Raw genomic sequence first — 25650 nt, 5'->3', positions numbered from 1 at the left:
GTCGAGCGAGACGAGCCCGGAAGGGGTGCTGCGGTGTCCGGGTCTACCGCCGAAAGAGGTTGTCAGTAGGCGGCATTGACTCCGTACTCGGCCTGGGCGCGCGTGAAGCCCTCATACACCAACTGATCGATCAGTCCGGACCGAGAGAACGAGGTGTACTCGAGGTACTGCTTGGCGCTCTTTGCCGCCTGCTCGTTCCAGTCCACATTCAGGCTGTCCACCGCGAACGTAGCGTCTGCGGTAGAGAAGCCTTCGTACTCGAGCTGGTGGATCAGACCGCTGCGGGAGAAGGCAGAGTAGTCGAGGTACTGCTGGGCAGACCGGATGGCGTTGCGCTGGCTGGAAGTGATGTCCAGCTTGGCCGGGGAGAATTCGACCGCAACTGTCGACACGGGTGCCGCGATACCCAGCTGAGCGGCGTCGGCCGCTGCCGGAGCGCTGTTCCATGCGGGTACCGCCAGGACGAGAGCCAGTACCGGAGCGCCGACCAGCCACACCCACTTCTTCTGCTCCGTCGGCGAGCCTACGGCCGACCGGTAGTTGGGTTGTGGGGTGGGGAACGGCTCGGTCATCTGTACTCCTGCTCTGCTCATTACGCGGGGATCGCCGTCCGCACATGATTCGAGGCAACCCCAGCAGAAGAGGCTGGAGACCAAGACAAGACGACAACAACAAGCCTATGGTCGGCGCGCACCCGCCACAGTCATTCGAACAACCGACTCCGGTACAACCCCAACCAGCAGTGACACAGAAATCACCACGCAGAACGCAAATCGGCAAACCACGGAGGTTCAGCCCGATCGGGCAGGCTCGGACGGCGAGTCAGCCGAACGCACTCAACTCGGCTACGTTCTCCGATCGTTCGCGCCGACCGCTTGGTCGGGGTCGGTCGAATTCCGCTTCAACGTCTAGCTTTTCGCCGTTGGTTCGGCTTCCTCGTTGCGGCGGCGCCAGGTGCGGAGGGTGCGGTGGGCGGCTAAGGCGCCGAGGATGGCGGTTATGCACCAGACTGTGATGGCGGTGTAGGCGAGGGGGGCGGAAAGGTCGCCTATGGAGGCGCCTAGGGCGGTGTAGACGAAGGCTCGGGGGGTTGAGCCGATGAAGGCGCCGGTTGCCATTTGCCATAGGGGGATGCCTAGGGCGCCGAAGGCGTAGGACGAGAGGGCGTCTGGGGCGCCGGGGATGAAGCGTTGGGCTACTACGGCCCAGAGGCCGTGGCGGTCTAGTCGGGTGTCGAGGTGGTTGGCGCGGGTGGGGCCGAGTAGGGCGCGGGCGCTTTCTCGGCCGGCTCGGCGGCCGAGGTAGCTGGAGATCGTTGCTGTGCCGACGGTGGCACCCAAAGTGACGAATGTGCCGAGGAGTGGGCCGAACAGTAGGCCGCTTCCGGCGGCGAGGATCGGGCCTGGGACGAGGATGGCGCCGAGGAGTGCTGAGACGATTACATAGACCAGCGGTGCTGCCGGGCCTGTTGCTTCGACCATGTCGCGCACGCTGTTGATGTCGATAACGCGGGCGACGGCGACGAGGTAGAACAGCGTGAGCAGGAACACGATGCATGCCGCGAGGCGCGCGCCGTGTCGCCAGCGGCTGGTCTGCGAAGGATCGTCGTCAGTCATGGTGCGCTCAACCCTGCCGCACGGTGACCGCGGTCGCGAATCGAGGGCTGTGGTCGAATCCGCTCCGTGTCTGATCCGACTCCGAAATCGGTTTGTGCCGAAAAGGTTTCAGTCCAGGTGTTCGACCCATTGGGCGCGGGAGGGGCCGGGGGCGAAGGGTTCGCCGAAGTATTGGGTTTCGCGGACTACGTCTGGGCCGTCGAATTCCATGATGCTGACGACGTAGAACGGTTCCTCGTCGTATTCGAGGACGAGTTCGCTGATCCAAAGGGTGCCGCCGCCGAGTATGCGGCGCACGGTGAAGCGTTTCGTGTTCGGCTGGGCTTCGCGGGACGCTCGAATATTGTGCCGACCGCGGATTCGCTCGCCGGATTGCGGATATTCGAGAATTGCGTCGGCTCGGTAGATTTCGTGTTCTGTCGCAAAGTCGTTGGCGTCCGAGGCTGCCCAATGGTGTTGCAGAGCGGCGCGCACATCGTCGTCGGGCATGGCGAACCTTCCTTCGGCGGGTGGGTGTACGCAGCGTACTCGGGTGGCCGAACCGAACCCGGTCGTATGCTTCGGATTCCGGGCAGGTCGGTGACGAGAAGGGTTCAGACTGAAGGGGTCTCACCATCTCGTTCAGCTCTGGAGATCACCGTGCTCACCTTGCAGGATCCCACCAAAACCACTGCTTCAGGACCTAGTCCGATCACCGAATTTACGCGTGCCGCCACCATTCTCGCCGCCCAGGTGACGCCACCGACCAAATCGACCGGTCCGTTGCATAAAATGCTCGCGGTGCTCGTGAAGACCGCGATCGACGATCCCGATGAGACTTACACGGCGCAGGACATCGTGGTCGCCTATCAGAAGTTGTACGCGCTCGCGCAGGCACGGGTGCAGGAGTGGGCGGAGGACGCCGCACGATGCAAGCGGTACTTGGACAACGAGCTGAATCGCAAACTGGCGGTGGAACTCCTGCGCATTCAGCGCGATCAGGAGAAGCGGTTGGATTCGCTGCGTACGGCCGAGGCAGTGGTGATCACCCGGGGCACGGATCCGAGCCAGGCGATCAACATCATGACCTACGAAACATTCGGGGGTGAAGTCCCGGGGCCGGAGCGAACGGACGCGCCCACCGATCCGGACGCGGGACGGCAAACCGGCGAAGGGGTCAAGACCACCAAGGAAGGCCGGTTGGAGGAGTGGTCGCTCGGGGCTCTGCGCGGGTTTGCCGCCAGTGGATTCCTGCTGATCGCCGAGGCGACGCCGAGCCTGGTGTCGCTGCCGCCCGATACCGCGCTGACCTCCGGCGAGCGCGGCGTGTGCGGTTTTGCCGACCAGCGGGTCCGCCGGGTTGCCATCCTGGAGCAGGGTCGCGTGGCCACCGGCATCGATCCGCTTGTCCGGGCGCTCGAAATCATGATGAAAGGCACCGCCAACGCGGAAAGCGCGTTGCAGTACGCCATTAAGAAGCGGCCGACCTGAGCTATTCGATCGGGGCCGTCTCGCGTTCCACGGGATCGGCTGTCTCCGTGGCATTCTCGGCCCCGTATACAAGGGGCACCTATTCTGTGGTCTTGACTCGGAATATCCGAGTTGCTGCCCGGTGTCGAAAAGCGCATTGCCCGAAATCCTCAGTCTCCGTGTACTTTTACCTTCGGATCGGGGTGCTGCTTCGGCAGCTGGAGGAGATAGAGGGAAATCATGAAGGTTGATATTCGGCTGCGTGTAGTGCTAGGGGTGCTGCTGGCGGCACTGGTGCTGATATTGGCAGCGTGCGGGTCGAAAGAACCGGACTCCGGTGCGCCGCCGTCGAGCAAAGTGACCGGGACTTCGGTCACTGCGACCAAGACGCCGACGAGTTCGATTCCGGCGCAGGCTGATCCGGGTACGCCGCGAGTTCCCGCCGCAACGCGTCCGGGCGCCGGTGACCCGGGTCAGCCCGCCGCTCAACAGACCGAGACCCAGGCACCCGCGCCCGGCGGGACCGACAGATGCGGCGAAATCGTTTGCGGTGACGTGAACGCGACGCGCCCCGGTGGCACCGACAACTGCGGGATCATCGTTTGTGGTGAGACCCCGCCGCCGGCGCCCGGCGGCACCGACAACTGCGGCATCATCGTCTGCGGTGAGACCCCCAAGCCGGCGAAATGCACGGACCAGATCGACTACACGGGTGATCCGCGGACGCCCGGCGAGATCAACACCCTCGGCGAGTGGAACAAGAGGTGCCCCGACCCGATTCGGCCGACCGCCACCGTCTCGCCGACGCCGCAACCGTCCGCGACGACCTCCGTTGCGACCACTCCCGCCCCGACGGTCACCACAACAGCGAAGTAGCGGCTCCGGCCGACAACAGCGACGGCTGATCGCCCCTGACCTGGCGGATACGCCGGATGGAACGCGCCGATTTGACCTGAACCTTTGTTGATGTTCGATGCTTGCGCGCACACCTGCACGCATCGAAAGGAACTGTCATGACAGAGAATCCGGTCAAGGTCGCGGTAATCCTCGGGAGCACCCGGGCGGGACGGTTCGGCCCCACGGTGGCCAACTGGTTCATCGATCACGCGAAGCAACGCGACGACATCGCGGTCGACCTCATCGATCTCGCGGAAGACCAACTGCCCGCTTACATGTCGAGCGAACCCGACCCCGAGGGTGCGCGAGCGCTGGAATCCGTCGGTGCGCGGCTGACCGCCGCCGACGGATTCGTCGTGATAACCCCGGAGTACAACCACAGCTATCCGGCACCCCTGAAGAGCGCGATCGATTGGCACTTCACCCAGTGGCAGGCCAAGCCGATCGGATTCGTCTCTTATGGAGGCGTTTCCGGCGGCCTGCGCGCGGTGGAGCACCTCCGCCACGTCTTCGCCGAACTCCACGCCGTCACCGTGCGCGACACCGTGAGCTTCCACTGGGCCGGCCAACTCTTCGACGCGACAGGCAAACTCACCGATCCGGCCGCTCCCACGGCCGCCGCCGACCAACTACTCAACCAACTCGTCTGGTGGGGATCCGCCCTTCGCACAGCCCGCGCCGAACGTCCATACGCGGCCTGAGGCCGATACCTCGCTGACCCCGGATGTGTTCCGCCACAACGGGTTCGCGTGCGGCTAGTGCTCCGTGAGAGTCGCCGGCAGAGCGTCGCCGCAGTTGTTGGGAGTGGGGGTGTTGGTGAGGCGGTCGGCGAACCACTGGATCACGCGGGGAGCGACGGCCTTCTCGTTGTCGTTGTCGTGGCCGACGCCAGGATTCCACTGGGTGGTTACGGGAGTGCCTGCGGAGCAGTAACGATCGACCAGGGCGGCGGTGAATTTCGGGGGGACCAGTTGGTCCTCCAGTCCTTGAGCGAGGTAAACCGGGATGCCGGAAGGCATGTCGGGGGCTCGGTTTTCCTCGAAGGCTCGACGCCAAGACGGGTCGGCCAAAGGGTCGCCCTTGAAGTAATCGCCCATGCCGGGGACGGTGGTGATGCGGGCGAAGAGGGCGGCGAAAGGTGCTGCGGCGCAACCTGCTCCGGCCATTTCCCGATTGCGCAGGGCAGCTTGGGGAGTGAGCAGGGCGTTGGGGTCGAGTTGGGGGTAGACCTTCGCGTACTGGGTGGTGAGGAACGGGGTGACGGCCCAGCCGTTGAGGAGTTGGGGTGGGTTGGCGCGCAGGATGCCGGCGATGTCGGAGGCCGGGGCGGTGGCGGCGTCGGCGACGAGGTGCAATTCGGGTGCGTAGCTGGGGGATTGGGCGGCGGCGGCCAGCGAGATGAGCCCGCCCTGGGAGACGCCGTAGATCAGCATGTCGGTGCCCGCGTTGGTGCCGGGCAGGTTGTGGGCGGCGCGGGCGGCGTTCACGGTGTCGCGGCCCTGGTCGGCGGCGACCAGGTAGTGCTCGCCGTCGCCGGTGCCTGCCGCGCCCGCGTAGTCGCTGGCGGCGACCACCCAGCCGCGGTCGAGCGCGTCGTTGAGCCAGGGCATGGTCGAGGCGATCCCGGATTGCCTGCTGGGGGCGCATTCGGCGCCGAGGCTGACGGTGCCGTGGGCGAAGTTCAGGATGGGGCGGTTGGCCCCTTCGGCGAGCGGCGTCCAGACCATGCCGGAGGACACCGCCGGGGCGCCGTTGCGGTCTTGAGACCAGTACAGGATGCGTTGACCGTGGCCGTTCACCCCGGGAAGGGACATCGGTGCCGTGCGGATCACGGTGCCGGGCGGTTGGGGCGAAAGGCCCTGGGGCACTTCGTAGAAGGCGTCGAGCCGGGTTTGTTCGGCGTCTTGCCGGGCTGCCTGGGTGACGATCGTTCCGTACCAGCCGACGGTCACAGCGAGCACGATCAGCTGCACGGTGATCGCCGTAGGACGCCACCAGCGCAGGGTGCTCGCGCGAGGCAGCGGCGCGGTCAGTCGAAGGCCGCGGACCAGCATCGCCACACCGGTGATCAACAACGTGATGATCGTCCACGCGGTGAAATCGAGACCGGTGCGGAAGGGCAGCGTCGCGAGAATTACGCCCGCGAGTATCTGCCAGCCCGCGAGCGCCGCGGACGCGACGAGGACCTCATCGCGCCCGGTTCCGGCCAGCAGCCCGCAGATTCCCAGTGCGATGAAGAAGGTCCCGACCCACACCAGTGCCGTCGACACCGACATGGGCAGCCCGGCGATGCCGAGGACCCCGAACGCCACGGTAAGCACCGCCTCGGCGCCCAGCAACCGCTGAGCACGCACGAGCCTGGCGTTGTCGCGATCCGACGACTCATCGGGCTCAGAGCCGGACGAACCGTCTCTCCGCGCCAACCACCACCGAGCGGCGGCGGACGCGCCGAGTACCAGCATCGCGACCACCACGACCACGCGTCCCTCGATCAGAGAAACGCCGAATGGCGAGTACAGCAGCACACCCGCCAGGATCACGATCAGCCCAGGCAGCCACCACGCCGCACCACGTACATCCCAGCTCACAGCCTTGCCACCGCTCACGACTCCGCCTCGCTGGCGCTCGGCTCCGTCGTGCGCGAAGGCGCGCTGTATCTTCGGTTCGCTCGCTGAAGCTCGCTCACCCGGGGCCTCCGTCCTTCGGTTACGCGGCAAACAGCTCGATGCCGATAACTCTACGGATGGCTAACGAACGGGCTATGTGATCTTCGTCGGCCCGAGCCCCTGGCTCATCGGTGCCGCCACCTCCGCCGCGCCCAGGTCCGCGCCGCCGGGCTGACCGCGAGAACCGGGAGAAACAGTACGAATCCGACCAAAACGACCGGAATCATCAGGTAGATGAACAACTCACCGAGTATCTGAACGATGGTGGGAATCGCGAACGGCACCGCCAGCACCGCCAGAGCAATCGCCAGCGGATAGGCCCCGCCCGAGGCCGCGGCGATCGCGGCGAACGCAAACCCCGCCGCGAGAACCAGCCCCAGCAGGGCGACCAGATAGTTGTCCCACCATGCGTGTTGTTTCGTGTGAATCGAAGCGCCTCCCAAGACGTCGGGTCCGACCCAGCCGCAGAGCCTAGCGCCCCGCCACCCGCACGACCGGCGAACTCCCGATCACGTTGTGCTGGTGGGGACCTCGCTCCCGGCTACGCCTCGGTCAGGGGAGGGGTTCCAGGGCGGCGCCGGCGAAGAGGGGGAAGTCGGGGGTATCGGGGAAGTCGGGAGCGGTTTCTTCGCCTATGTAGAGGTCCAGGTGGTGTGGGCCGCTGGGGCCGGGGATGAATTCTTCGCCGATGGACCATTCGGCGGCTTGGAATTTGGTGCAGGCGGGGGTGGTTTCGGGGTCGATGATGCCGCAATCGGTGAGGCGCAGGCGGGTGCCGGGGTCGAGGCCGTCGGCGGCGGCGCTGTGGAAGGGTTGCAGGATTTCGCCTGCGGCGTCGCGGGGGTGCGAGTCGAGCCAGAAGCCGGTGTCGTAGGACCAGTTCAGGTAGGCGCCGGCGTTGGTGCCGCTGGTGATGCGGCCGGTGCCTTCGTCGCGCACGGCGTCGACGAAATCGCTTGGCAGCTCGCCCAGTTGGACGTCGGATTCGACGCAGTCGATGGCGGTGCAGCCGTGCACCGTTTCCAGGGGGCCGTCGTGATAGGACTCGACAGCGGTGTAGTACACCGTCACGGTCCAGTCGGACCACTCGTCTTCGCCGGCCTGGCATCCGGCCGCGAGGACGGATACGGCCAGCAACCCCACACCCAGCCTCACGCCTCGATGGTACGGGGGTTGCCGCCGCGCCGCCGCCCGGGCCGAGTCAGGCTGCGGCGGAGCGGAACTCGGCGGCGTGGTCGGTGGCCCACTGCCGGAAGGTGCGTGGTGGGGTGCCGGTCAGTCGTTCGACGGTGTCATGCACGACGGAGGTGAAGGATTCCAGCGCGGTGGCTCGAAGCGCCATGATCGCGTCCGCCAGCTCGGCGGGAACGCCGTGGTCGAGGATGGCCTGCCGTGCCTGTGCCGGTGCGACTTCGACGAATTCGAGCGGCCGGCCGAGGACCTCACCGAGGACCGCGGTCTGCTCGCCCGGGGACAGGGCCTGCGGGCCGCTGAGTGTGTAGATCTGACCTTCGTGGCCGTCGGTGGTGAGTGCGACCGCCGCGACCGCGGCGATGTCACGCGGATCGATGACAGCTATGCGCCCCTGGCCATATGGCGCGTGCACGGCACCGAGTGCCCGGATCGTGCCTGCCCAGTGCAGCGCGTTGGACATGAATCCGAGCGGGCGCACGATGGTCCACCGCACGCCGGAACTGCGCACCGACTGTTCGCCCGCGCGGTGCCAGGTGGGTATGGGATCGGTGGCGGTGTCGTCACCGGTGCGGCCGGACGACAGCTTGACCAATCGCGCGACACCCGCCCGAGCGGCTGCGTCGGCGACGATGGCGTCGTGCTCGGGGATGTCGGGGCCGGTGGACAACAGGAAGACCCGATCCACCTCGCGCATCGCGACGGCCATCCGGGTGGGATCGCCCAGATCGGCTTGGACCACTTCGATGTCGTCAGGCAACTTCGCCGCTGCCGGATTCCGGCTGGTCGCGCGGACCTGTTCGCCCGCAACGAGCAACTGGTCGATCAGGGCACGGCCGACGGTTCCGGTGGCCCCGGTTACGAGAATCATTGTGTCGCTGCCTCTTTCGATAGCACAGGCGTTCAGGTCGAGCGCCCGCTGCCTGGACCAGGGTGCGACCAGAACCGTCAACAGATCCATCTGCGGCTCACAAACAGTAGAAAAGTTCCATCCAGAGTGGTGATATGAAAGGAATGACCACACTTGATGACGTGGATCGCGGCCTGATCCACGCCCTGCACATAGACGGCAGGGCGCCGCTCAGCCAGATCGGTGCGGTCCTCGGCGTCTCGACCCAGACCATCGCCCGCCGCTACCGCCGACTGCGCACCGAGGCGGGCCTACGCGTTGTCGGACTGCCGGACACGAGTGGAATCGGCAAGGCGCAGTGGCTGGTTCGGCTCACCACCACAACCGCCGCCGCGCAAAACCTCGCCAATTCGCTGGCCCGCAGATCCGACACCTCATGGGTCAAGCTGATGTCCGGCGGCACTGAAATCCTGCTCATCGTCGACGTGCCCCTCGGTGCTCAAACCTCGCGATCGCTACTGCTGCATGACATTCCACGAACAGCAGGCATCACCGGAGTCTCGGCGCATCTAGTACTGCACACCTATCACGGCGGTCCCGGTGTATGGCACGGACACGTCAACGCACTGAATCCCGCTCAGCAGCAACAGCTTCAGACCCCAACCGACAAATCGCCCGAACGACGAACACTTTCCCCTGCCGAGACCGCCCTGCTCGGCGCACTGAGCCGCGACGGACGCGCCACCCTCGCCGAACTTGCGGCGGCAACCGGCTGGTCCCCGGCCACCGTCACCCGACGACTGGCCGAACTCCGAACAACCGGCGCGCTCTTCTTCGACGTCGAACTCGACGACGCACTACTCGGCGTAACCACCCAAGCTCTGCTGTGGATGTCGATCGCCCCCGCCCACCTCGACGCGGTCGCGACCATACTGGCAGGCCACGAAGAACTAGCCTTCGTCGTCGCAACCACCGGCTCGGCGAACCTCGTCGCCCAGGCCATGTGTCCGGACCCCGCCGCCCTGCACCGATACCTCACCGCCCGCCTCGGCACCCTCGACGCGATCCGCACCCTCGAGACCGCCCCGGTCCTGGCCACCGTCAAAGCCGGCGGCCGAACGATCTCCGAGCTGAAATCGGCGAAGGTGTCGGCTAGAGCCGCACCTCCGGCGGCCGCGGCCACGGGTTTTCCTCGATCTGCTCGACGGACTGATTGAACCGCGCGATCAACCTGCTCAGCTGGTCGACATCGGTACCGTCCCAATCGGCGACCACCGCCCCGATGCCTTCCCGGCTCTGCATGCGATCGGCGGCCAGCACATCCAGGCCCTTGATGCTGGCCTGGATCTTGCGCGCGATCCCACCGTCCGGGTCCGGGACGCGGTCGACGAGCCCCTGCTTGAGCATCGCGCCGACCTGGCGGTTGATCGTGGAGATATCGAGCTGGAACGCCTCGGACAGCTCGCGCAGGCTCAGCGGCTCGTCGTACTCCAGCCGGGTCAGGATGAGGAAAGCCGAGCGGTCGAGCTGGAAGCCGGGGCGGCGGAGCAGCGACGCGGGGAAGTGCCTGGCGAGCAGGGTGAGCTCGAAGACCAGGCGGGTGAGCGCTGCGTTGTCGGCGGGACCGAATTCGGACATGGGCCTCACTATGTCGGGTGCGTCACGTTATATCCAATTGTGCACGATACACAACGTGTGTAGCGTGCACATTTGTGACTGTTGCTGCCGACGCGTCTTCGACCGTCTCCGATACCGACGACCGAAGGCGTCCATCGCCGGCCGTCCTCATCGCGACCCTCGGCATGGTCGGTGTCGTCGTCTCGCTGATGCAGACGCTGGTCATCCCGATCATCCCGTCGTTGCCCGATCTGCTGAGCACCTCGGCGTCCAACGCCTCCTGGGTGGTCACCGCCACGCTGCTGGCCGGCGCCGTGTTCACCCCGATCTCCGGCCGCCTCGGCGACATGTTCGGCAAGCGCCGGGTGCTGTTCGTCAACCTACTCTCGCTGGTCGCCGGTTCGGTGGTCTGCGCGGCCTTCACCTCGCTGATCCCCGAGATCATCGGACGGTCGCTGCAAGGCGCCGCGGTCGGCGCGATTCCGTTGGGCATCAGCATCATGCGCGACGAACTGCCCGCCGAGAAGGTGGGCTCGGCGATGGCGATCATGAGCGCCACGCTCGGCGTCGGCGGTGCCCTCGGCCTGCCGCTGGCCGCGGCGATCGCGCAGAACGCGGACTGGCACATGCTGTTCTGGACCGCGGCGGGCCTCGGCTTGATCTGTGCCGCACTGGTTTTCGTGTTCGTGCCGGAATCGCCGGTGCGCACCCCCGCGCGCTTCGATTTCGGTGGCGCGCTGGGGCTTTCGATCGCGCTGCTGGCTTTGCTGATTCCGATCACCAAGGGCGCGGACTGGGGCTGGGGCAGCCCGACCACGCTGATCCTGTTCGCGGTGTCGCTGGTGGTGTTCCTCGGCTGGGGCGCCTATGAGCTGCGTCAGCGTTCGCCGCTGGTCGACCTGCGGGTCTCGGCGCGGCCGCGGGTGCTGTTCACCAATATCGCGTCCGTCGCGGTCGGCTTCGCGCTCTACGGCATGTCGCTGACCTTCCCGCAGCTGCTGATGGCGCCGGAGCAGACCGGCTACGGCTTCGGCCTGACCATGGTCAACGCCGGATTGGCGCTGGCGCCAACCGGATTCGTGATGATCCTGCTCTCGCCGGTGTCGGCGAAGCTGTCCGCCGCGCGTGGTCCGAAGATCACCCTGGCGCTCGGTTCCGCGGTGATCGCGGCGGGCTACCTGTGCGCCGTGGTGCTGATGAACAGCGTCTGGGAAATCATGGTGGCGTCGATGATCGTCGCCGCCGGCGTCGGCCTGGCCTACGCCGCGATGCCCGCGCTGATCATGGGCGCGGTGCCGATCACCGAGACGGCCGCGGCCAACGGGCTGAACTCGCTGATGCGTTCGGTCGGCACGTCGACTTCGTCGGCCGTGATGAGCGTCGTGCTGGCGCACATGACCATGCAGCTCGGTGTGCACGTCTTCCCGTCGCGCGACGGGTTCCACACCACGTTCCTGATCGCCACGGCCGCGGCCATCGTCGCGATCGTACTGACCGCGCTGATCCCGATGCGCAAGGCGCCGGACGCGGCGGCGACGGTGGGACACGCCTGATCTGAGCAGCATTGGAGCCGACCCGGATTCGTCCGGGTCGGCTCTTTTCATGGGTCAGCTACCCCTGCGACCGCGCGCTTCGCTCTGACGGGCTATTGAAGACCGGCGGTGAACTCGGCGACGCGTTCGGCTATCCGCTCCGGGAACTCGCCGTTGATCGCGTGTGAGGCTTCCGGCCAGACCTCGACCTGCGCACCGGGGATGGTGCGGGCGGTTTCGGCGGCATGGGTCGCGTTGTGAACAATGCTGCGCCCGGCCAGGATTGCGAGTACCGGCACCTTGATTGTGGCCAGTTCCTCGGCGGTCGGGCGCACCGGCATCGGCTGCGCGGAGGTGAAATCGCGCATGGCGGAAGCGATCAGGCGTCCCTCGGGGATCGAGTCGTCCACCGGGATGCCGCCGGAGATCCAGCTGAGCAGCCAGTAGCGCACCCGCTTCGGCAGCCCGGGGATGATGCTGCCGAGCGAGACGACGATCATCTTCCAGGTAAGGGGCGCAAAGGTATTCGCCGGATCGAGCAGGGTCACCGAGGCCACGCATTCGGGGCGGTGCAGGGCGACCCGGGTGGCCAGCCAGCCGCCGATGCTGACGCCGAGCAGATGCGCGCGGTGCAGTCCGAGACCGGCGAGGGCCTCGGCGACCCAGGTCGCCTGGTCGATCGGGGTGACGAGCTGTTTGTGCTGAGTGCTGGCACCGGGCTCGCCGATGCTGTCGATCGACCAGATGGTGTGGCCGGCCATCAGGCCGGGCAGGTTCGCGCCCCACATCGGCGTCGAGGCCTGGCGACCGGACAGCAGGACGATCGGGGTACCGCCCGCGTCGCCGAAGCGGTAGGCGCGGACCGGGCCGAACGAGGTCGGCACGGCGACCTGTTCGGCGGGCGTGGGTAGTTCGGCCAGACCGGCGGTGTACGCGGCGGCGAATCGGTCGAAACCTGCTCGGGTCGCGAAGTAGCCGACCTGCTCGGTGGGCTTTCCGATGTTCGGTTCCAGGAACAACTGGTTGTCGGCCACGAAGTTCAGCCTATGCCGGTTACGGGGCGACGGCCTCGGTGTAGCGGCGGGCGAGGGTGCGGATGTGCTCGACCAGCTCCGGTGGGTCGTCGATGCGGAAGTCCATCATCAGCATGCTCAGGTAGATGGCGAGGGTCTCCATGGCGTCGGCGCCGGTGATCAGCACGCAGGTGTCGGCGTCGACCGCCTCGACGACGCCGACCGCGGGATTGATTCTGGCGATGACGGTTTCGGCCGGAGCCAGCACGGTGACCCGGGCGTGCACCTTCCAGCCGGTGCTGGCAATGTGGCGCATGACGAAGGCGACCAGGTCGTCGTCGGGGAGCGCGCGGGCGGCGAAACGGCGAGTACCCGGGTCGGCCTGCTGAATCCGGGCGACCGGAATTGCGCTCCAGGAATGGGTTTCGAGGTGGTAGGCGACCAGGTACCAGCGGCGCTGCCAATTGATGAGTCGATACGGCTCGACTTCTTCGCCGCGATCCTGCTCGGTCTGTTCGATCAGGACGGTGGCGGCATCGCGGATGGCGCCGGCCAGCGTGGTCAGGATCGCGGCGGGGACCGGGGCGTCGGGTTCGCGCGAGCCGGTGGTGGCCGGGCCGATGGCGGTGGCCTCGCGCAGCGCGGTCACCTTGCGCTGCAAGCGTTTCGGCAGGATCTGGTCGAGTTTGGCCAGGGCGCGGGTGACGTTGTCGGTGATGTCCGCGATCCCGGTCGCGCCGTCCTCGGCCAGTCCGACGGCCACCGCGACCGCCACGGCCTCGTCGTCGTCCAGCAGCAGCGGCGGCATGGTGGTGCCGCGACCCAGGCGATAGCCGCCGATCGCACCGCGTTGCGCCTGCACCGGATAGCCGAGTTCGCGCAGGCGCTGGATGTCGTTGCGCAGGGTTCGGTCGGTGATCGACAGCCGGTCGGCCAGCTCCCTGCCGGTGTGCGCGCGATCTTGGAGCAGGGCCAGCAAACGTAGTACGCGAACTGTGGTCGGCGTCACATTTCACCTCCGGATCATTAGGAACGAAATTAGCCTAATGGACTCATAAGCTGATGTCAGAAGCAAGGAACACCCTCTCGAAAGGCCCGGACATGAACGTCACCACCACCTCCATCGCCACCCTCAACCCGGTGTGGCGCGACGTGCTCGCAGAGTCCTACCGCGCCCTGGCAAACGTGGTCGCCGGCGTCCGCGACGACCAGTGGCAGCTGCCGACCCCGTGCTCGGAGTGGACCGTAACGCAGGTGATCCAGCACGCCGCCGGCGACCAGCTGGCCTACGCCGCGGCGCTCGGGATCGGCGCCGGCCCCGCGTACAACCCGTTCGATCCGTCCGGCACCGTCGACGGCACGCTGGTCGCGCTGGTCGACGACGCGATCGAGCAGACCGCCGCCGCGTGGGCGACCGTCACCGACAGCACCGAGACCGTGCCGACCCCGCTGCCGCACGGCGCGATGCCGACTTCGGTCGCCGCGGTGATGTGCGCGCTGGATGCGGCTGTGCACGCCTGGGATATCGCGATCGGGACCGGGCAGGCCTCGCCGCTGACCGAGGAGCTGGCGGGATACCTGCTCACCGCCGCGCGTACCGGACAGCCCGCGCCGGGTAGCGGCGAGGAAGCGGAAATCGTTGAGCCGCTGCGTCAGTGGGGCGCCTACGCGGCGATCGTCGACGGAACGTCCGATGAGGGCGCGGTCGCCGAGCTGCTGCACTACCTCGGCCGGGTGCCGCGCGTCTGATGTGGCGCGGTGCGCGGCATTCGCCGCGCACCTTTGCTGCTCGGGGGAACCGTTGGGGCGCGGTCGAAATCGTCAGCGTGCGGTGACGAAGCCCTGGGCGACCATCCAGTCGCGGGCCACATCGGCGGGCTCGCGGCCCTCGACATCGACCTGCCGATTCAGCTCCGTGATGGCTTCGTTGGTGAGACGCTCCGAGATCGGCGCCAGGACGGTGGCGACCTGCGGGTGCGCGTCGGCGAAGGATTTCCGCATCACCACGGCCGCATTGTATTTCGGAAAGAAGCGCTGATCGTCTTGCAGCAGAATGAGGTTCAGCGCGGGAATGCGACCGTCGGTCGCGGCCACGGAGCCGAACTTGCACTGCTTGCCATCGGCGGTCGCCTGATAGACCACGGCGTCCTGCACGATCTGTTTGCGGACCTTGCCGACATCGATGTTGTATTTGCGGGCTAGGCCGGGGTAGCCGTCCTGGCGCACATTGAATTCGGTGCCGACGCAGGTGGCCGCGGCGCCCGGGTCCTTCGCGATCAGCGCGGCGTAGTCCGACAGGGTCCGCACGCCGGTCTCCTGTGCGGTGGCCTGGCTCATCAACAGCGCGTAGGTGTTGTTCATCGGCGCCATGTCGGTCCACACCATGCCGTGCGCGGCGAGATCGGCGTCGCGGACGGCGTTGAACTGCTCCACCTCGTCCGGGATCGGGGTCTCCTTGCCGAGGTAGTTGATCCAGCCGGTGCCGGTGTAGTCGTAGGCGACGTCGATCTGGCCGTGCAGCTGGGCGTCGCGAAGACTGTTGGAGCCCTGGATGTTCGTCAGGTCGCGCACCTGCGCGCCGGCCGCCGACATGGCGAACTCGACGATGTAGCCGAGGATGTTCTGCTCGGTGAAGTCTTTGGACCCCACGATGATTCGGACTCCGTCGAGTTCCGGCACCGCAACGATGCTGCCCGGCCCCACCCGAAGCGGCACCGCGCCACCGGATTCCAGGCCGCAGGCCGCGACCAGCAGGACTCCGGCCGCCAATGCCATCCCGCGCCAGCGCCGGTTCATTTGAGCCCCCTCGGCCCGAGGAACTGTTCGGCGAGCGCGCCGAGCCAGTCGACCAGCAGGGCGAGCGCGACCGCGAGGACGGCGCCGACCACCAGCGTGACGTTGTCCCGCAGCTTGTAGCCGGTGTCGATCAGGATGCCCAGACCACCGGCGCTCACCAGGAACGACAGCGTCGCGGTGCCGACCGCCAGCACCAGCGAGGTGCGCAGGCCGGCCAGGATGTAGGGCACCGCGAGCGGAAACTCGATGCGGCGCAACACCGTTACCGCCGACATGCCCTGCCCGCGGCCGGCGTCGGTGAGCGTCTGATCCACCTGCTGATAGCCGAGGATCGTGTTGCGCAGCACCGGAAGCAGCGAATAGAACGCGATCGGCGCGACGCCGATCCAGAAGCCGGTGGTGCGGGTGGCCAGATAGAACAGCACGATCAGGCCGATGGCCGGTGCGGCCGCGCCGATATTGGCGATGCCGACGAAAACCGGTGCCAGACGGCGATATCCGGGGCGGGTGAGCAGCGTGCCGAGCGGTACCGCGACGGCGATGACGATCAGCACGACGGTCGCCGAGATCAGGATGTGCTGCCAGGTGACGGTCACGATGTTGCGGGTATTGAGGCTGGCCTGCTGGGTGGTGGTCAGGTCGCGGGCGAAGGCCCACACCAGCACGCCCGCGGTCAGGATCAGCACGACCACCGGCTGGACGAACAGCCGGATGCGTTCGGCCCGGCGCTGAGCGGCGGGCGCGGCGGTCACGGGCGGGGTGCCGGTGGCCGCCGTCATGGCGCGTCACCCGCCGCGGGCCGGCCGGATCCGTGTTCGGCGCGCATCGCCGAGAGATGGGCGACCAAGGTGTCGATGTTGATCAGTCCGACGTATTCGCCGCGCTTGCCGGTGATCACCGCGTTCGCCGTCTGATCCGCGAGCAGGGCCTCCAGCGCGTCCTGCAAGGTCGAGCGCAGCGAGAGCGGTTCGCCGATCGGGGTTCCGGTGCCGCGCAACGACTTCGCGTGCGCCAGGTGTTCGGCCGAGACCCAGCGCAGTGGGCGGCGCTGCTGGTCGAGCACCAGCGCCCACGGCCAGTCCTGCCCGGCCAGCGCGGTCCGCAGCGCGTCGACCGGCTCGTCCTCGACCGCGGTCGGGCATTGCCCCATGTCGACATCGCTCACCCGGGTGAGGGTGAGCTGCTTGAGCGAGGCGTCCGCGCCGACGAAGCCGGCGACGGTCTCGTCCGCGGGATCGGCGAGCACCGCCGCCGGGGTGTCGTATTGCAGGATGCGGGACTGGTTGCCCAGCACCGCGATTCGGTCGCCGAGCTTGACCGCCTCGGTGAAGTCGTGCGTGACGAAGACGATGGTCTTGCCCAATTCGCCTTGCAGCCGCAGCAATTCGTCTTGCAGCAGCCCGCGGGTGATCGGATCGACCGCGCCGAACGGCTCGTCCATCAGCAGCACCGGCGGGTCGGCGGCGAGCGCGCGGGCCACCCCGACGCGTTGCTGCTGACCGCCGGACAGCTGGCGCGGGTAGCGGTCGCGGTAGGTGTCGGGATCGAGTCCGACCAGGTCGAGCATCTCGTCGGTGCGGGCGGCGATCCGCTTGCGGTCCCAGCCGATCAGGCCGGGCACCGTCGCGACATTCTTGGCGACGGTCATGTGCGGGAACAGTCCGGCCTGCTGGATCGAATAGCCGATGCCGCGGCGCAATTCGTCGGGATTCATCGACGCGGCGTCGCGGCCGCCGATGGTGATGGTGCCCGAGGTCGGCTCGATCAGCCGGTTGATCATCCGCATGGTGGTGGTCTTGCCGCAGCCGGAAGGTCCGACGAGCACGACGATTTCGCCGGCCGGGATGGTCATCGACACCGCGTCGACGGCCGGATCGTGCTGGCCCGGATAGCGTTTGGTGACCGCGTCGAGCACGATCTCCTCGCCCGACACCGCCGATTCGATGCCGCCGGAACGGGTTTCGGTGTCAGTCACGAATTCCCCTCGAGGTGGTGAGCCGTCCGATGAGGACGTAGATCCCGTCCAGTACGAGCGCGAGTACGACGATCAGCACCGTGCCGACCAGGGCCTGCGGCACCGCGTTCGGGCTGCCGAGGCGAGCCAGTCCGGAGAAGATGAGGTTGCCGAGCCCCGGGCCCTTGGCGTACGCGGCGATGGCGAGAATGCCCATGATCAGCTGCGTGCTGACCCGGATGCCGGCCAGGATGGCGGGCCAGGCGAGGGGGAGTTCGATGGCGGTGAGCACGCGCAGGCGGTTCATGCCGACGCCGCGGGCCGCGTCGGTCACCGCGGGATCCACCGAGGACAGGCCGATGATCGTGTTGCGCAGGATCGGCAGCAGCGCGTAGAGCACCAGCGCGGTGATCGTCGGGGCGACGCCGAGGCCGAGTATCGGAATCAGCAGGCCGAGCAGCGCGAACGACGGCACCGTGAGGATGGCGCTGGCGACGGCCGTCGAGAGGGACGAGCCGATCGGGCTGCGGTGCACCAGGATTCCGATCAGCACCGCGACCACGGTCGCGATCAGCACCGACTGCAACACCGCCGACACATGTAGGTAGGAGTCGATGAGCAGCTGATGTCGCCGGTGTACTACGAAAGTCCACAGCGTGTCCAGGGTCGTACCTCCCCGTCGCCCGGTGTTCTGGGAGGGTAGCGCGGATTCGCTTCGCCCGGACGGTATTCCGGGCGGCGGCGCGCCGCCCGGAATCGAGCGCCGAGGTCAGACCGCGGATCTGATATCGGTGTGGACGAAGTCGTTGCCCTTGTAGAGCAGCGGCTTCTTGGTGACCGTGGCGAGTGCGTACGCGAAGCAATCGCCGAGATTGAGCTGTGCCTTGTGGCCGCTGCCCTTGCCGAAATCGCGATACGCGGCTCGGGCGATGGCGGCCTGTTCGAGCGAGACCGGAACGAGCTCGATCTTTGCGGTGTCCATCAGTTGGTCCGCGCGCCGGGCGAGCACCGGGTTCGGATGCCGGTCGACTTTGATCGCCACCTCGAAATGGTTGATGACCGACATCGCGAGGCTGTGGGTCGATCCCAGAACCTCGGTGAACGATTCTGACTCGGGTTCCTCGTTGAGGATGGCGAGCAGGGCAGACGCGTCGACGATCATGCGGGCATCCCGTCCTCATCGTAGAGATCGTCGGTGGTCAACGGCAGGTGCCCGGATTCCCGCAGGATCGTGTGCATATCGTCCACGATCAGCCGGAGCTTTTCGAGCCGAGTGTGTTGTTCGGCATCAAGTTCTTTCAACATGCGTTTCAGTGCCTCCTCGACAACGCTGGTCTGGGACATCCCCGTCCGCTCCGCTGCCTCACGCACCAAGGCGTGCACCGCCTCGTTCTTGATATTCAGACTCATGCTGGTTTCTACCCTTCCGTGCGGGGATGGTGGAAATCTACCTCGAGATCTGCGCGCTGGAAATGGTTTTTCGAGGGGAACCGTTCGGGCCGCTCGTTCGTCCAATTCAGCAAGGGCCGAGACCGGCCGCGCGCACGACGAACGTGGGGGAGAGATGCCGGAACAGCAGGTCAGAGGCTCGCATCGAGTGCGGCAACGCGGCGCGGGCGGCCGACATGAGCAGTCAGGTCGGCGGGTGGGGCCGTGGCTCGTGGTCGGGCTGGTCGTGATCGCGCTTGCGGCGGCCGGGGTTGTCGGAGTCCGTTGGTGGCAGGACCATTCGAGTCCGGCGGCCATCGTCGGGGAACGCAGCACCGCGTTCCCCGCGATCGACAAGTCGGCGCTGGATCCGACGCAGGCCGAGATCGTCGCGGTGACGGCGCAGGAATTCCGTAGTCCGGGTTCGGGGGACAAGTACGCCGAAGGGGTGAGCGAACCGTGGTGTGCGGACTTCGTCAGCTGGGTGATGCGGGAGTCGGGGGCGCCGCTGGCGAACCCGAACTCGGGTTCGTGGCGGATCCCGGGCGTTTACACGTTGCAGGAGTACTACGCGAATGCCGGGCGGTTCGCGCCGATCGGCACGTACCAGCCGCGCCTGGGTGACGTGCTGATGTACGACAGCACCAGCCCGTTCGGCCAGCACACGAACATTGTGCTGAAATCCGAGGCGGGGGTGGTGACGACCATCGGCGGCAACGAGTTCGGCGAGGTGAGTATCCACACGTTCGCGCTGGCCCAGGCGCCGGGAATCGTGGGATTCGGCCGATTGTGAGCAAGATTGCCGGCCGCCTGCGGTAGCTGGTGGGCGGAGACGGCCGATGAGCGCGCGCGATAGCCCTACGATAGATAGTGACGGCGCCCGGCAGCGCCGTCGCCGATCCCCGCCCTGCCTCCCCCTCATCGGCAGGACGGGGATCTCGGGTTCAGACTCGTGCAAGTTCTGGGCAATGTCGGTCGCGTACCGTGTCCGTTGTCCATCGAGCGGTGAGGGTTCCGGAACATCTGATGCAGTCGACCGACGAACCGAGTAGCGATCCGACCTGGATCGACTATGCCGATTTCGGCGAACGCTTCGTCACGCACGCGGTGACGAAGGACCGGATCGAGGCCGCGGTGTCCGGGATGACCGGGCGCGGCATGACGATCGGCCCGTTCTCCCTCGGCCCGGCCGGACTCGCGGGCTTCGTCGCCGAGGGCAAGGTCGGCACGCCGAAGGTGCTGCACAGCGGCCCGCACGTCACGTTCGACGTGACCGTGCCGGTGTCATTGGCGCTGAAGGTGATGCTCGGCGGCAAGAAGCTGCGGCTGGAAGCCAGGGTCGAGATCGACCTGACCCTGCACGCGCGCACCGCCGACCCGTTGCTGATCGTCATCGATATCCCGCCGGTCACCCAGCGCGACGTCAGCTTCGTGCTGCGCGCCCAGGCGATGGACGCGGCGGGGGAGATGCTGCTCGATCCGATCGCGGGCCTGGTGCAACGCGAGGTCGCCTCGCGGGTGAACGCCATGCTCGCCGACCCGCAGGCCCGCCGCAGCCGGGTCTTCGACGTCGAGGCCATCGTGAGCGGCACCCGGTCGGAACATCGGGAGCAGGCGGAGTTCGACTGGATCGGCTACGACGAATTCGGGCACCGGTTCTTCTCCCGCATCGTGACCCGGGAGCGGGTGTTCGACGTGGTGGAGCGGATGGCGGGGCGGCCGATCGAGATCGGGCCGCTGAAGACCGGACCGGGTAAATCGGCGACGGTCACGGTGCGGGGCAGCGTCCGGGTGCCGCAGCTCGACGACAAGACGGACACGCCACGGTCTTTCGACCTGACCCTGCCGGTCAGCCTCGACATCACCGTGGACGTGCTCAAGTCCAATCGCTATCGCGCCGACGTGGAGGTGCCGCTGGTGCTGACCGCGCGCGCCGCCGATCCGTTGCTCGTGGTCATCGATGTGCCGCCGCCGGATCTGGACGACATCCGCCTGGAGTTCAAGGCGCACGGCGTGCGGGCGGCGACGCTCGGCGCGCTCGCGGGCATCAAGAAGCAGGTGATCGCCCAGGTGGCGAGCGTCGTGAGCAAGGAACTCGCCAACGGTTCCGGGCGGACCATCGACGTCGCCGCGCGCATGGACGGCGTGCGATAGGGCGAGCCCGCCCGAGTTCGATCCGCATTCACCCAGGCACACCAGTGTGACCAATGTGAAAGGGTGTGTCCCGTGGGTCTAGCGGTTCCTATGTGAATATGGTGAAATAAGTACACGTTCGAGGCTCCCGGCGCGTGCGAAAAAAGTTTGGGGAAGGTGCGCCGGGCACGCTGCCATCCATGGTCGGGGTTGCGCGAAGGAGTCCTGCGATGCGTTCCAGTTCTGTATCCCGGCGTGAGCTATTCGGGTATGCCGCAGCGGCAGCCGCGATCGGCCTGACCGTTTCCGCGAAGCCCGCGGCCGCCTCCGGTTACGGCACCTTGATCGATTACGCGGGCGGCGTGCCGTCGGCCGAATCGATCAGGGACGCCGGGCATCTCGGCGTCATCCGGTACGTCTCGGACCGGCGGCCCGGCGCGGAATGGATGGCGGGCAAGCCGCTGCGCGCCAACGAGGTCGACGAGCTGCACGCGGCAAACCTGGACATCGTGTCCTGCTACCAGTTCGGCAAGGGGCCGACCGCGGACTGGCGTGGTGGGCTGGAGGCGGGCAAGAAGCACGCGCAGCGCGGGCTCGACCTGCACCTCGATGCGGGTGGCCCCGAGGGCGTGCCCATCTACGCGTCGATCGATGACAACCCGACCGCGGTCGAGTTCGCCACCATGATCGCGCCCTACCTGCTCGGCTGGCAGTCGGTGCTCGGCAAGGAGAACACCGGCATGTACGCCAACGCCCCCACCATCGAACTGGCTCGCGCCGCAGGCCTGTGTTCCTGGTATTGGCAGCACAATTGGGGCTCCAACGGGGTCGTGCACCCCGCCGCGCACCTGCACCAGTTCGAAATCGACAAGCGCTCGCTCGACGGCATCGGCATCGATCTCAACAATGCGCTCGCCGCCGACTACGGGCAGTGGTGAGCCGCCGGCCCTAGGTCTGGCAGTGGCTCAACGGCGCTTCGCGCAGATCGGGTTCCTCGTCCGGCACCACCCGCAACGTCGGGCGGGAGTCCGGCGCCTCGTGATCGCCGAGCCAGGAGAACAGCGACCAGCGGGACAGGCCGGAGAACGCCGACCCGAGGCTGGTGAACGAGAATGAGGAGATGGCCGACCCGAACGAGCCGACCGACCCGATCGACAACACCGAGCCCACGCTGCCGATCGACAGGATCGAGTAGGCCGAGCCGATGGACAGAATCGAGCCCTCGGACCGGATAGACAGTATCGATCGATGCGAGCGCCTGCTCCGGATGGAGCGGCCGGGCCGTATCGAATGTTCGATCGTCGCCATAGTTAGCGGTCTACCACAATCAACACCCGCGCAGTGGTCATCGCGGCGTTTCTCCGTAGTGGTGTCGTAAAAACGACAACGGCGGCGACTCCGGAGAGTCGCCGCCGTTATGCGTGCAGAACTTATGCGACGGTGAAGAATCCCAGCGTCGGCAGGAACGAGCAGGTCCGCGGGTCGGCGTCATCGGCCTTGGTGGTCAGCGAGCCGGAGATGACCGCGACGACGCGGCCCGCGCCGGTGTCGGCGATCGCGGACAGGGTGGCCGGGCCACCGGGGTTGATCTTGGCCTCGTCGGTCAGCGGCAGCAGGCCGGACTGCCGGGTGTCCAGGTTCATCCACTGCACGGTCATCGGCGGATTCTGTTCCACCGTCGGCGCTTTGGTGCCGAGCGCGGTGAAGACGAACCCGGCCTGGCCGGCCTTCGGTCCGGGCGGCGGCAGCTGGGCCGGGCCCGCCACCGCGAGCGCGGTGCCGATCGAGTCGGCGGTCGGGCCGATGCAGCCCTTGCCGATCGTCGGGTAGAGGAACTGGGCGATGACCGGACCCTCCTGCGGCAGCTCGGGGCCACCGCCACCGCTGCCGTCGAGGAAGGTGATGATCCGTTCCAGCGTCGACTTGATCTGCGGCGGGAGGGCCAGCGTCGCAAGCAGTTTGCGGGCCTGATCGAGGATGGCCGACTGCGGGCCTGCCGCGATATCGGCGGGGCCGGCGATCGAGCCGACGATGGCGGGGGCCAGCGCGGCGAGGGCGTCGATCGGGACACCCTCCGGGACCATGGGCACGGAGTTCGGGGTCGCCGCAGGCGCGGGCGCGGGCGCCGCGACAGCTGTCGTCATCGGCGCGGCAAGCGTGGCGCTCGCCGCGATGGCGAGCGCGGACAATGCAATCCGCGGTCCTCGGGTGCGAAGCACTGGTCTAGCCGTCCTTACCTCGGGTACATCTGGGGCCGATGCTGAAAAGCCATCGTTTCGGGGGTCACTCTAGGGACATCGCGGCTATGTGTACAGCTGCGTCGCCCTACAGGTGCTGCGGACGATCAGTGTTATCAGACGGTAGCGCGCTACTGGTGTTACTGGTGTGAAAGGTGATGCAAATGTTATCAGTGATTCGGAAGGGATCTGATGATACGAGGGCGCGGCGATCGGGATCGGCGCTGCGGTTAATCTAGTCGCAGCCATCCATTCTTGTCGCCGAACACTCGCAACGCCGGGTGCCGGGCCGACCTACCGCACCCGAGTCGAAAGCCTGCGATTTGAACCGTCAACTCCGATGGGCTGTCTCGGCACTCGGTCTGTCCGTGCTGGCGCGGCTGCTCTGGATGTTCTTGAACAAGAACGGACTCAACGTCGTCGACCTCCACGTGTACGTGGACGGATCGGCGTCGCTGCTGACCGACAAGCTCTACGACTTCACCTACGCGGAGAAGACGCCGGACTTCCCGCTGCCGTTCACCTATCCACCCTTCGCCGCGCTGGTCTTCTTCCCGCTGCACTACCTGCCGTTCACCGCCGTCGCGGTCGGCTGGTTGCTGGCCACCGTCGCCGCGCTCTATGTGGTCGTGCGCATCGCGTTGGAGCTGATCCTCGGCGCGGAGCGGGCGAGCGAACCCGGCTGGCAGGCCGCGACGGTCGGCTGGACCGCGCTCGGCATGTGGATGGAACCGGTGCGCACCACGATCGACTACGGCCAGGTCAATGTGTTCCTGGTGCTCGGCGCGATGCTCGCGGTGCGCAGCTCGCGCTGGTGGTTGTCCGGCGGGCTGGTCGGCGTCATCGCCGGGATCAAGCTGACCCCGGCGATCAGCGGTCTGTACTTCGTCGCCCAGCGGCGCTGGCTGGCGGTGCTCTGGTCGGCGGTGGTGTTCGGCGCGACGGTCGGGATCAGCTTCCTGATCGCCCCGCACGAGGCGCGGCGCTACTTCGGCACGCTGCTCGGCGACGCGGACCGGATCGGCCCGGTCGGCTCGGTGTGGAACCAGTCGCTGCGCGGCACGCTGAGCCGAATCCTCGGCTACGACGTGCAATCCGGGCCGTGGTGGATGGCCGGGGTGCTGGTGGTCGCGGTGCTGGCGTTCTTCGCCTGGCGGGTGCTCGGGCCGGACGACCGGATGGGCACGCTGATCATGGTGCAGCTGTTCGGGCTGCTGGTCTCGCCGATCTCCTGGTCGCATCACTGGGTCTGGCTGCTGCCGATGGTGCTGTGGCTGCTCTACGGACCGCTGCGGCGCGCGCCGGGGGCGAAAATCATCGCGGGCTACTGGCTGGTGAACACGCTGATCGGGGTGCCGTGGGTGCTCTCGTTCTTCCAGGATTCGATCTGGACGATTCCGCGGCCCGCCGTGCTGGCCTGGCTCGGCGCGGTGGACGTGCTCGGCGCGCTGGTCTTCTTCCTCTGGGTGATCCGGGTGGGCCGCGATGCGAAAGCGGAGCCGGAAGCAGCGGCGCGCGTGGCCACCGAAGGCCAGGCGCGCGCCGCCTGAGCCGGTCAGCCGAGCTGCGCGGCCAGGTGGTCGATCTTGCCCGCCAGCTCGACGTCCAGCGCGGTGAGGCCGCCGGAATCATGGGTGGACAGCGCGAACGAGACCTTGCGCCAGCGGATATCGATGTCGGGATGGTGATTGGCGGCCTCGGCCGCCTCGGCGACCTGGCGGACCAGTTCGATGCCCGCGAGGAAGGTGGGCGCCTGGACGGTGCGGGTCAGCACATCGCCGTCCCTGGTCCAGTCGGGCAGGTCGGTCAGAGACTGTTCGAGTTCGGTTTCGGTCAGCAGCGGGGCGCTCATAACCCGGTTCTACACCTGTGCCGAGAGTGATGTCCGTCATTGCCGGAACGTTCGAGCGCAACGGGCCGCGCGACCCGTCGGGAGGGGACGAAAGGGTCAGGCGGCGCGGGCTTGCTTGAGCGCCTTTTTCAGGTCCTTGCCGCAGATGCCTGCGGCTTCACACTTCTTCATACGCATAATGACCACAGGGCATTTCACGCAGCGCGTCTTTTTTCGACAGCACTTCTTCTTCGGTTTCAGACGTGAAACCTGCTTAGCCTTGACCTTGCCCATGTCGGTTAGCATACCCTTAGTTGCGTGCCTGGCGCGGAGGGGTGACCCGAACGCAGGTAGGGTGTATATGGCCGCAATGCCCGGTGAGTTTCGATTCTCCACCTGTTTGCAGGGGTCGGCCGGTACCTACACCTAACAGCAGGAGG

Annotated in this window: 29 protein-coding genes; 10 read left to right on the top strand and 19 right to left on the bottom strand. The window is 67.1% G+C overall.

Going from position 1 to position 25650, the window contains the following annotated elements; all coding sequences use genetic code 11:
* Positions 1 to 62: 62 nt before the first annotated feature.
* Entirely contained in the window at positions 63 to 572 is a 510-nt protein-coding gene (locus AB0M22_RS07660) for an Ltp family lipoprotein (RefSeq protein ID WP_364722336.1), read from the bottom strand.
* 336 nt (positions 573 to 908) lie between these two features.
* On the bottom strand, positions 909 to 1616 hold the full coding sequence (locus AB0M22_RS07655) for a TVP38/TMEM64 family protein (RefSeq protein WP_364722334.1): 708 nt from the start codon (positions 1614 to 1616) through the stop codon (positions 909 to 911).
* A 66-nt stretch (positions 1617 to 1682) separates the two neighbouring features.
* Here AB0M22_RS07655 and AB0M22_RS07650 point away from each other — a divergent pair, with 66 nt between their 5' ends.
* The 3 genes from AB0M22_RS07650 (at position 1683) to AB0M22_RS07640 (ending at position 4663) form a co-directional block, all read left to right on the top strand.
* Entirely contained in the window at positions 1683 to 3086 is a 1404-nt protein-coding gene (locus AB0M22_RS07650) for a hypothetical protein (protein ID WP_364722332.1), read from the top strand.
* A gap of 219 nt (positions 3087 to 3305) precedes the next feature.
* Positions 3306 to 3941 carry a hypothetical protein gene (locus AB0M22_RS07645; protein WP_364722330.1) on the top strand — a complete coding sequence of 212 codons (636 nt, stop codon included), beginning with the start codon at positions 3306 to 3308 and terminating at the stop codon, positions 3939 to 3941.
* 137 nt (positions 3942 to 4078) lie between these two features.
* Positions 4079 to 4663: an NAD(P)H-dependent oxidoreductase gene (locus tag AB0M22_RS07640; RefSeq protein WP_364722328.1), complete on the top strand. Its 585-nt coding sequence runs from the start codon at positions 4079 to 4081 to the stop codon at positions 4661 to 4663.
* 54 nt (positions 4664 to 4717) lie between these two features.
* Here the strand turns inward: AB0M22_RS07640 and AB0M22_RS07635 are convergent, their stop codons facing one another.
* From AB0M22_RS07635 to AB0M22_RS07620, 4 genes are all read right to left on the bottom strand, one after another.
* On the bottom strand, positions 4718 to 6568 hold the full coding sequence (locus tag AB0M22_RS07635; RefSeq protein ID WP_364722326.1) for a lipase family protein: 1851 nt from the start codon (positions 6566 to 6568) through the stop codon (positions 4718 to 4720).
* Between the two features lie 185 nt (positions 6569 to 6753).
* On the bottom strand, positions 6754 to 7071 hold the full coding sequence (locus AB0M22_RS07630) for a hypothetical protein (RefSeq protein WP_364722324.1): 318 nt from the start codon (positions 7069 to 7071) through the stop codon (positions 6754 to 6756).
* A 109-nt stretch (positions 7072 to 7180) separates the two neighbouring features.
* On the bottom strand, positions 7181 to 7783 hold the full coding sequence (locus AB0M22_RS07625; RefSeq protein ID WP_364722322.1) for a hypothetical protein: 603 nt from the start codon (positions 7781 to 7783) through the stop codon (positions 7181 to 7183).
* Between the two features lie 46 nt (positions 7784 to 7829).
* A complete protein-coding gene (locus AB0M22_RS07620; protein WP_364722320.1) occupies positions 7830 to 8690 on the bottom strand; it encodes an NAD(P)H-binding protein in 861 nt (286 codons plus the stop codon).
* 143 nt (positions 8691 to 8833) lie between these two features.
* Between AB0M22_RS07620 and AB0M22_RS07615 the strand changes: the two genes are divergently transcribed.
* Positions 8834 to 9886, top strand: a complete 1053-nt coding sequence (locus AB0M22_RS07615) for an Lrp/AsnC family transcriptional regulator (RefSeq protein ID WP_364722318.1) — start codon at positions 8834 to 8836, stop codon at positions 9884 to 9886.
* Here the strand turns inward: AB0M22_RS07615 and AB0M22_RS07610 are convergent.
* A complete protein-coding gene (locus AB0M22_RS07610) occupies positions 9822 to 10307 on the bottom strand; it encodes a MarR family winged helix-turn-helix transcriptional regulator (RefSeq protein WP_364722316.1) in 486 nt (161 codons plus the stop codon). The genes AB0M22_RS07615 and AB0M22_RS07610 overlap by 65 nt on opposite strands.
* 74 nt (positions 10308 to 10381) lie before the next feature.
* Here AB0M22_RS07610 and AB0M22_RS07605 point away from each other — a divergent pair, with 74 nt between their 5' ends.
* Positions 10382 to 11839, top strand: coding sequence for an MFS transporter (locus AB0M22_RS07605; protein WP_364722314.1), 1458 nt, complete (start codon positions 10382 to 10384; stop codon positions 11837 to 11839).
* 92 nt (positions 11840 to 11931) lie between these two features.
* Here the strand turns inward: AB0M22_RS07605 and AB0M22_RS07600 are convergent, their stop codons facing one another.
* Complete coding sequence (locus AB0M22_RS07600) at positions 11932 to 12852, bottom strand: alpha/beta hydrolase (RefSeq protein ID WP_364722312.1); 921 nt, start codon at positions 12850 to 12852, stop codon at positions 11932 to 11934.
* A gap of 19 nt (positions 12853 to 12871) precedes the next feature.
* Positions 12872 to 13840 carry a WYL domain-containing protein gene (locus tag AB0M22_RS07595; RefSeq protein WP_364722310.1) on the bottom strand — a complete coding sequence of 323 codons (969 nt, stop codon included), beginning with the start codon at positions 13838 to 13840 and terminating at the stop codon, positions 12872 to 12874.
* Between the two features lie 53 nt (positions 13841 to 13893).
* On the opposite strand from AB0M22_RS07595, the gene AB0M22_RS07590 reads away from it, so the two are divergent.
* Entirely contained in the window at positions 13894 to 14580 is a 687-nt protein-coding gene (locus tag AB0M22_RS07590; protein ID WP_364722308.1) for a TIGR03086 family metal-binding protein, read from the top strand.
* A 72-nt stretch (positions 14581 to 14652) separates the two neighbouring features.
* Here the strand turns inward: AB0M22_RS07590 and AB0M22_RS07585 are convergent, their stop codons facing one another.
* The 6 genes from AB0M22_RS07585 to AB0M22_RS07560 all read right to left on the bottom strand — a co-directional run bounded on the left by AB0M22_RS07585 (position 14653) and on the right by AB0M22_RS07560 (position 18991).
* A complete protein-coding gene (locus AB0M22_RS07585; protein WP_364722306.1) occupies positions 14653 to 15627 on the bottom strand; it encodes a glycine betaine ABC transporter substrate-binding protein in 975 nt (324 codons plus the stop codon).
* Positions 15624 to 16406, bottom strand: a complete 783-nt coding sequence (locus AB0M22_RS07580) for an ABC transporter permease subunit (RefSeq protein ID WP_364722304.1) — start codon at positions 16404 to 16406, stop codon at positions 15624 to 15626. Before AB0M22_RS07580 ends, AB0M22_RS07585 begins: the two co-directional genes overlap by 4 nt.
* Positions 16403 to 17602 (bottom strand): ATP-binding cassette domain-containing protein, encoded by a 1200-nt coding sequence (locus tag AB0M22_RS07575; RefSeq protein WP_364722302.1) that lies wholly within the window; start codon positions 17600 to 17602, stop codon positions 16403 to 16405. Before AB0M22_RS07575 ends, AB0M22_RS07580 begins: the two co-directional genes overlap by 4 nt.
* Entirely contained in the window at positions 17595 to 18245 is a 651-nt protein-coding gene (locus AB0M22_RS07570; RefSeq protein ID WP_364724008.1) for an ABC transporter permease, read from the bottom strand. Before AB0M22_RS07570 ends, AB0M22_RS07575 begins: the two co-directional genes overlap by 8 nt.
* Positions 18246 to 18350: 105 nt before the next feature.
* Positions 18351 to 18743, bottom strand: a complete 393-nt coding sequence (locus AB0M22_RS07565) for a type II toxin-antitoxin system VapC family toxin (protein ID WP_364722300.1) — start codon at positions 18741 to 18743, stop codon at positions 18351 to 18353.
* Positions 18740 to 18991, bottom strand: coding sequence for a type II toxin-antitoxin system VapB family antitoxin (locus AB0M22_RS07560; RefSeq protein WP_364722298.1), 252 nt, complete (start codon positions 18989 to 18991; stop codon positions 18740 to 18742). Before AB0M22_RS07560 ends, AB0M22_RS07565 begins: the two co-directional genes overlap by 4 nt.
* Before the next feature lie 235 nt (positions 18992 to 19226).
* Here AB0M22_RS07560 and AB0M22_RS07555 point away from each other — a divergent pair, with 235 nt between their 5' ends.
* The 3 genes from AB0M22_RS07555 to AB0M22_RS07545 all read left to right on the top strand — a co-directional run bounded on the left by AB0M22_RS07555 (position 19227) and on the right by AB0M22_RS07545 (position 22080).
* Complete coding sequence (locus tag AB0M22_RS07555) at positions 19227 to 19802, top strand: CHAP domain-containing protein (RefSeq protein WP_364722296.1); 576 nt, start codon at positions 19227 to 19229, stop codon at positions 19800 to 19802.
* 233 nt (positions 19803 to 20035) lie between these two features.
* On the top strand, positions 20036 to 21163 hold the full coding sequence (locus AB0M22_RS07550) for a hypothetical protein (RefSeq protein ID WP_364722294.1): 1128 nt from the start codon (positions 20036 to 20038) through the stop codon (positions 21161 to 21163).
* Positions 21164 to 21372: 209 nt separating this feature from the next.
* Complete coding sequence (locus tag AB0M22_RS07545) at positions 21373 to 22080, top strand: DUF1906 domain-containing protein (protein ID WP_364722292.1); 708 nt, start codon at positions 21373 to 21375, stop codon at positions 22078 to 22080.
* A gap of 10 nt (positions 22081 to 22090) precedes the next feature.
* Here AB0M22_RS07545 and AB0M22_RS07540 read toward each other — a convergent pair whose 3' ends face one another.
* Positions 22091 to 22450, bottom strand: a complete 360-nt coding sequence (locus AB0M22_RS07540) for a hypothetical protein (protein ID WP_150402302.1) — start codon at positions 22448 to 22450, stop codon at positions 22091 to 22093.
* Positions 22451 to 22572: 122 nt separating this feature from the next.
* A complete protein-coding gene (locus tag AB0M22_RS07535; protein ID WP_364722289.1) occupies positions 22573 to 23361 on the bottom strand; it encodes a hypothetical protein in 789 nt (262 codons plus the stop codon).
* A 299-nt stretch (positions 23362 to 23660) separates the two neighbouring features.
* Here AB0M22_RS07535 and AB0M22_RS07530 point away from each other — a divergent pair, with 299 nt between their 5' ends.
* A complete protein-coding gene (locus AB0M22_RS07530) occupies positions 23661 to 24929 on the top strand; it encodes a mannosyltransferase (RefSeq protein ID WP_364722287.1) in 1269 nt (422 codons plus the stop codon).
* A 5-nt stretch (positions 24930 to 24934) separates the two neighbouring features.
* Here the strand turns inward: AB0M22_RS07530 and AB0M22_RS07525 are convergent, their stop codons facing one another.
* On the bottom strand, positions 24935 to 25231 hold the full coding sequence (locus AB0M22_RS07525) for a 4a-hydroxytetrahydrobiopterin dehydratase (protein WP_364722285.1): 297 nt from the start codon (positions 25229 to 25231) through the stop codon (positions 24935 to 24937).
* A 96-nt stretch (positions 25232 to 25327) separates the two neighbouring features.
* Positions 25328 to 25504: a hypothetical protein gene (locus AB0M22_RS07520; RefSeq protein WP_191093947.1), complete on the bottom strand. Its 177-nt coding sequence runs from the start codon at positions 25502 to 25504 to the stop codon at positions 25328 to 25330.
* Positions 25505 to 25650 lie beyond the last annotated feature (146 nt).

Source organism: Nocardia sp. NPDC051756 (assembly GCF_040681495.1).
Lineage (GTDB): Bacteria > Actinomycetota > Actinomycetes > Mycobacteriales > Mycobacteriaceae > Nocardia.
This window is presented reverse-complemented; position numbering and strand designations above follow the sequence as displayed.